The organism is Aeromonas sp. Lyrl_2, assembly GCF_051948815.1.
Classification (GTDB): Bacteria; Pseudomonadota; Gammaproteobacteria; order Enterobacterales; family Aeromonadaceae; genus Aeromonas; species Aeromonas veronii.
This window is the reverse complement of the sequence record NZ_JAYJLJ010000044.1, coordinates 1-5222: the sequence shown is the minus strand read 5'-3', so window position 1 is coordinate 5222 and position 5222 is coordinate 1. Positions and strand designations below refer to the sequence as shown.

The 5222-nt window shown below is 56.3% G+C and carries 5 protein-coding genes; 4 read left to right on the top strand and 1 reads right to left on the bottom strand.

The window, feature by feature from the left end; all coding sequences use genetic code 11:
• Nucleotides 1-71: 71 nt before the first annotated feature.
• The 4 genes from VF684_RS20700 (at nt 72) to VF684_RS20685 (ending at nt 4854) form a co-directional block, all read left to right on the top strand.
• Nucleotides 72-623, top strand: coding sequence for a cytochrome b (locus tag VF684_RS20700; protein WP_058057462.1), 552 nt, complete (start codon nt 72-74; stop codon nt 621-623).
• A gap of 442 nt (nt 624-1065) precedes the next feature.
• Nucleotides 1066-2529 carry an IMP dehydrogenase gene (guaB, locus tag VF684_RS20695; RefSeq protein WP_005345006.1) on the top strand — a complete coding sequence of 488 codons (1464 nt, stop codon included), beginning with the start codon at nt 1066-1068 and terminating at the stop codon, nt 2527-2529.
• An 84-nt stretch (nt 2530-2613) separates the two neighbouring features.
• Entirely contained in the window at nt 2614-4203 is a 1590-nt protein-coding gene (gene guaA / locus VF684_RS20690) for a glutamine-hydrolyzing GMP synthase (RefSeq protein WP_129504193.1), read from the top strand.
• Between the two features lie 378 nt (nt 4204-4581).
• Entirely contained in the window at nt 4582-4854 is a 273-nt protein-coding gene (locus tag VF684_RS20685; protein ID WP_005337011.1) for a hypothetical protein, read from the top strand.
• 152 nt (nt 4855-5006) lie between these two features.
• On the opposite strand, the gene VF684_RS20680 is transcribed toward VF684_RS20685, so the two are convergent.
• Nucleotides 5007-5222: hypothetical protein (locus tag VF684_RS20680; RefSeq protein ID WP_440174386.1), on the bottom strand; the 216-nt coding region annotated here is incomplete at its 5' end.

Sequence of the window (5222 nt, the reverse complement as noted above, 5' to 3'; positions counted from 1 at the left end):
TTAGGTGTTGCTGATGTTCACGGCGCCACCATCTTGACCAACGTTTACTCGCCCCCTGTTTGGAGTAGCTTATGAATCCCTCAATCCGCTTAAGTTTGACGACCCGTTTGCTGCACTGGTCGGTTGCCTTGCTGATGATTGGCCTGACCCTTGTGGGCTATCTGATGGTTAAATTTGAAATATGGGATCTCTATGCCCTGCATAAATCTCTGGGGGTGATTGCACTGATCTTGATCCTGCCCCGCGCCATTCTCCGCCTTGTTAAAGGGTGGCCTGAGCCTGTTCGTCAATATCCTGTTTACGAGGCATTGGCAGCCAGGGCGATCCACTGGGGGTTGCTGATTTCAACGCTGCTTATTCCGGTGTCCGGTCTCTGTTATTCCGCAGCGGCTGGCCGAGGTGTCGCGATATTTGGCTGGTCTATTATCCCGATGAATCCAGATATTCATGATCCTGCCAACGTGATTCCATTCAGTGAATCCGTTCGGGATATTGCCCACACAATCCATATTTATTTGCCATATGTCATGCTGGCATTTTTGTTGGTGCACATTGTCGGGGCGTTGAAACATCATCTGCTGGATAAAGATAATACCTTGCTGCGGATGGTGGGGCGAAAATAACAAAGAGAGGCAACCCTTGTTGTGCCAGAAAATATATATTGGCAGCGGGCTAAATTTATTATCCAGACCGAGTAAAGGACATTGAGAAGATAATGATACCGGTGCGAGTGGTCGCCGCGAGGGCAAGAGACAATACAAGGACACAAGACAAGGGGAGGGGGGCAGAAGCCGTTTGCCCCTGAGCCCCTGTCGACCATCCCTTTGCATGGGGGTTGCGCCGCGTCGGCACCTACCGGTTTTGCATAAATCACCGGTTAGCCAACTCTTTTGCCCCGAAATGGCGCTTTTCGTACTGATAATCTTGGTTTTTTGGCGTTTTGGCCTCCTAAATGAGGGCTACGCCATAAAAAATTCAAAAAACTTCTTTACCAGTGACCAATCCGTGAGTAAACTTCGTCGGCAATATTTTACACCCCCACTTCCTCAACGGTGAGATATTGCCATGCTCAGGATTGCCAAAGAAGCGTTAACCTTCGACGATGTACTGTTGGTTCCCGCCCACTCCGAAGTTCTTCCCAATACTGCCGATCTGCGTACCAAGCTGACCTCCGCCATCAGCTTGAACATCCCGATGATCTCCGCTGCCATGGACACAGTGACCGAAGCCCGTCTGGCTATCGCACTGGCCCAGGAAGGCGGTATCGGCTTTATCCACAAGAACATGTCCATCGAGCAGCAGGCTGCCGAAGTGCGCAAGGTCAAGAAGTACGAGAGCGGCGTGGTCACTGACCCCGTCACCGTGCGCCCTGACATGACCATCGCCCAAATCAAGGAGCTGAGCCACAAGAATGGCTTCGCCGGTTACCCCGTGGTGACTGACGGCAATCAGCTGGTCGGTATCATCACCGGCCGTGACGTGCGCTTCGTGATTGACCTCTCCCAGACCGTTGAACAGATCATGACCCAGAAAGATCGTCTGGTCACAGTGCGTGAAGGGGCCCCTCGTGAAGAGGTGGTTGCCCTGATGCAAAAGCACCGTATTGAAAAAGTGCTGGTGGTGAACGGCGATTTCAAACTCAAGGGCATGATCACCGTTAAAGATTTCCAGAAAGCCGAGCGCAAGCCCCACGCCTGTAAAGATGACAAGGGTCGTCTGCGGGTCGGTGCTGCGGTCGGTGCCGGTGCCGGTAACGAAGAGCGCGTCGCCGCGCTGGTGGAAGCCGGTGTTGACGTGCTGCTGATCGACTCCTCCCACGGCCACTCCCAGGGCGTGCTGGATCGCATCAAGGCCACTCGCGATGCCTATCCGGATCTGCAGATCATCGGTGGCAACGTGGCGACCGCCGCGGGCGCCAAGGCGCTGGCTGCTGCCGGTGTCAACGCCGTCAAGGTCGGTATCGGCCCGGGCTCCATCTGTACTACCCGTATCGTGACCGGTGTCGGTGTGCCCCAGATCACTGCCATCTCCGACGCCGTTGACGCGCTGGAAGGCACCGGTATTCCGGTGATTGCCGATGGCGGTATCCGCTTCTCCGGCGACATCGCCAAGGCCATCGCCGCGGGCGCCAGCTGCGTCATGGTAGGTTCCATGTTCGCCGGTACTGAAGAAGCGCCGGGCGAGATCGAGCTCTATCAGGGCCGCTCTTTCAAATCCTACCGTGGAATGGGTTCTCTGGGCGCCATGTCCAAAGGCTCCAGCGACCGCTACTTCCAGACCGACAACGCCGCCGACAAGCTGGTGCCGGAAGGCATCGAAGGTCGCGTGCCGTACAAGGGCCGCCTCAAAGAGATCATCCACCAGCAGATGGGCGGCCTGCGCTCCTCCATGGGCCTGACCGGCAGCGCCACCATCGACGACATGCGCACCAAAGCTGAATTTGTGCGCATCTCCGGCGCCGGGATGAAAGAGTCCCACGTCCACGATGTGACCATTACCAAAGAAGCCCCCAACTATCGGATGGGCTGATAAAACGGGGCCCTGCGCCCCGTTTTTCCACCCTTTTTTTATCCCGTGCCCTTTGTGACAACATCAGCCTGATGCAGGAATAAAATGACTAAAGACATTCACCAGCACCGTATCCTTATCCTCGACTTCGGTTCCCAGTACACCCAGCTGATCGCCCGCCGTGTGCGCGAAATCGGCGTTTACTGCGAACTGTGGGCCTGGGACGTAACCGAAGAGCAGATCCGCGAATTCAATCCGAGCGGCATCATCCTCTCCGGCGGCCCCGAGTCCGTCACCGAAGCGGGCAGCCCGCGCGCCCCCGAGTATGTGTTCAACGCCGGTGTCCCTGTGTTCGGCATCTGCTACGGCATGCAGACCATGGCCGAGCAGCTGGGTGGCAAGGTGCAATCCTCCACCGAGCGTGAATTCGGTTACGCCAAGGTGGAAGTGCTGGGCGAGGCTGGCAAGAGCAGCGCCCTCTTGCGCAACATCGAAGATGCCATCGCCGACAACGGCAATGCCCTGCTGGATGTCTGGATGAGCCACGGTGACAAGGTCACCACCATTCCGGCCGACTTCACCACCATCGCCCAGACCCCGACCTGCCCCCACGCAGCCATGGCGTGTGAGGCCAAGCGCTTCTATGGCGTGCAGTTCCACCCGGAAGTGACCCACACCCGTCAGGGTGCCCGCATGCTGGAGCACTTCGTCAAAGACATCTGCGGCTGCGAATGCCTCTGGACCCCGGCCACCATCATCGACGACGCCGTTGCCCGCATCCGCGAGCAGGTGGGTGACGATGAAGTGATCCTCGGCCTCTCGGGCGGTGTCGACTCCTCCGTGGTCGCCATGCTGGTGCACCGCGCCATCGGCGATCGCCTGACCTGCGTCTTCGTGGACAACGGCCTGCTGCGTCTGAACGAAGGCGAGCAGGTGATGGAGATGTTTGGTGACCACTTTGGTCTGAACATCATCAAGGTTGAAGCCGAAGATCGCTTCCTCTCTGCCCTGGCCGGTGTTGACGAGCCGGAAGCCAAGCGCAAGATCATCGGCCGCGTCTTCGTTGAAGTGTTCGACGACGAAGCGAAAAAGCTGAAAAACGCCAAGTGGCTGGCACAAGGCACCATCTATCCGGACGTTATCGAATCCGCCGCCAGCAAGACCGGCAAAGCCCACGTCATCAAGTCTCACCACAACGTCGGCGGCCTGCCGGAAGAGATGAAGATGGGTCTGGTCGAGCCGCTGCGCGAGCTGTTCAAAGACGAAGTGCGCCGCGTTGGTCTTGAGCTGGGTCTGCCTTACGACATGCTCTACCGTCACCCGTTCCCGGGCCCGGGTCTGGGCGTGCGCGTCCTTGGCGAAGTGAAGAAAGAGTACTGCGATATTCTGCGCCGCGCCGATGCGGTCTTTATCGAAGAGCTGCGCAAAGCCGACCTCTACAACCAGGTCAGCCAGGCGTTCGCCGTCTTCCTGCCGGTGCGCTCCGTTGGCGTGATGGGCGATGGTCGCAAATATGACTGGGTCATTGCGCTTCGCGCCGTCGAGACCATCGACTTTATGACCGCCCACTGGGCACATCTGCCGTACGACTTCCTCGGTCACGTATCGAACCGCATCATCAACGAGATCAACGGTATCTCCCGCGTGGTGTACGACGTATCCGGCAAGCCGCCCGCAACCATCGAATGGGAATAAGCGGCTCGCGCCGTTCTGCCCTTCGAGCATAAAAATGCAAAAAGACGCCCTTGAGGCGTCTTTTCTTTTCTCAATCGTTTGCGCCACACATCTTCTTTTTCGAGCAGCTTTTTTGCCACCTTGCCCCTGTCATATGTGACAGGGGCATTTTTGCCATCCCGCACTAGGCTCTCTCATGCCAATTGAGCCCGCTGTCAACAGCGGCTTGTGGCTGGGGGGAGGGCTGAGCCAGTTGCAGATAGCTGCGTAAATTTGCCCATCGTCATCGCGTCAACCGGCAGTGATGACACCCCAGTGGAGACCGGAAACCACTTGAATCAACGGGGCGCAGCCCGAACGGCCAAACGAGTCGGGATCATAGAGCACGGAGAGTTTGATATGTCAGAACAAGCAGTGTTGGTGGGTGGATGGACCGCATATCACAAGCTGACCGCCGAGGATCAGGCGGTATTTGATCAGGCGCTGAAAGGATTTGTCGGGGTGCAGTACGTACCCTTTGAAGTCTCCACTCAAGTGGTGGCTGGCACCAACTACCGCTTCAAGTGCAAGAGCACTGTGCCGCTTGCCAAACCGATCCATGGCGAAGCCGTGGTGCAGATCTTCAAATCACTGGACGGGGATGCCCATATCACTTCCATTACCCCGATTTGATTGGGGCGGGGTAAGGTGGGGAGGGGGAAAGCTCTCAACCGGTTAGCTCCAGACTCCAGATAAAAGAAAGACGCCTTAGGGCGTCTTTCTTACGTTATTTCGGAAATGTTTCTCTCAAGGTTCGAAGCCTTAATGTTGTTGCCAACTAAAGCCTACCCATTGATTGATTCTGTCTGGGCAGTTGGGTGTCCTGATTTTGGTTGTTGTGCTTGTAAAAAATCTATTAACCAACTCTCAATGTAATGGAAAGGAACCGGATAACGGTAGTAGCGGCAAGCAGTTAGTAACAATGGTGATTTATTTTTAGTTACGGCGGACATTTCTCTAAAAGAATCAGAATGTTTGCACTCTTGTGCTATGTGCTCTAG

Bases quoted from the DNA above. Each gene is read 5' to 3' on its own strand.
- VF684_RS20700 (WP_058057462.1), top strand. From the start codon at position 72: ATGAATCCCTCAATCCGCTTAAGTTTGACGACCCGTTTGCTGCACTGG.
- guaB (WP_005345006.1), top strand. From the start codon at position 1,066: ATGCTCAGGATTGCCAAAGAAGCGTTAACCTTCGACGATGTACTGTTG.
- guaA (WP_129504193.1), top strand. From the start codon at position 2,614: ATGACTAAAGACATTCACCAGCACCGTATCCTTATCCTCGACTTCGGT.
- VF684_RS20685 (WP_005337011.1), top strand. From the start codon at position 4,582: ATGTCAGAACAAGCAGTGTTGGTGGGTGGATGGACCGCATATCACAAG.